This window comes from Microcella pacifica, assembly GCF_009371975.2.
GTDB lineage: Bacteria > Actinomycetota > Actinomycetes > Actinomycetales > Microbacteriaceae > Microcella > Microcella pacifica.
Genome location: NZ_VIKT02000058.1, coordinates 1 through 706, shown reverse-complemented (window position 1 = coordinate 706; position 706 = coordinate 1). Strand labels below are relative to the sequence as shown.

The 706-nt window shown below is 64.0% G+C and carries 1 protein-coding gene; it reads left to right on the top strand.

Annotated elements, in window-relative coordinates; all coding sequences use genetic code 11:
• The coding region (locus tag FK219_RS13320) for an IS3 family transposase (RefSeq protein ID WP_152584349.1) at nt 1-592 on the top strand (592 nt) is incomplete at its 5' end.
• Nucleotides 593-706: the final 114 nt, after the last annotated feature.

Sequence of the window (706 nt, the reverse complement as noted above, 5' to 3'; positions counted from 1 at the left end):
TGTTGATGCCTTTCGAGAGGGATGTGAGAGTTTCCTCGAAGGATCACACGGTGACCGCGTTCACGTCGTCACCGACGCGGTGGGCCACCGGGCGTTACACCACTATGCGGGACTCCACTTGGCCACCATCGAGAACATTCACGTGATGGCTCGAGGAACCTATGGCGCAAGGCGGGTCCATGCCGAGCTCACCCTGGGCCGCAGCATCGCCGTTGGTCGGTGTCGCGTGGAGCGTCTCATGCGCCAGGCAGGGCTTCAGGGCGTGCATCGGCGGCGTTTTCGCCATGGCGGCCACCGCCAACCGGCCGTATTCGACGATCACGTGCAACGCGTATTCGTCGCCGATGCGCCCGACCGACTCTGGGTGACCGACATCACGCAACACAGAACGGTCGAAGGCTGGGTCTATTGCGCGGCAGTGATCGACGTGTTCTCCCGCCGCTGCGTGGGCTGGTCGATCGCGGACCATCTGCGCACCGAGCTGATCGTCGACGCTCTGGACATGGCCAGGTGGCGACGCAAGCCCGTCGGAACGATCGTCCACTCCGATCGCGGCGCCCAGTTCACCTCGTGGCTGTTCGGCTCTCGCTGAATCCCCCCGGCGTGTTCGGAGACTCGATTCCTTGGAAGGATCAGTCTCATGGCACGACCCAACAAGTATCCGCGCGAGCTTCGTGAGCGCGCAGTCCGCATGGTCGCCGAGGTG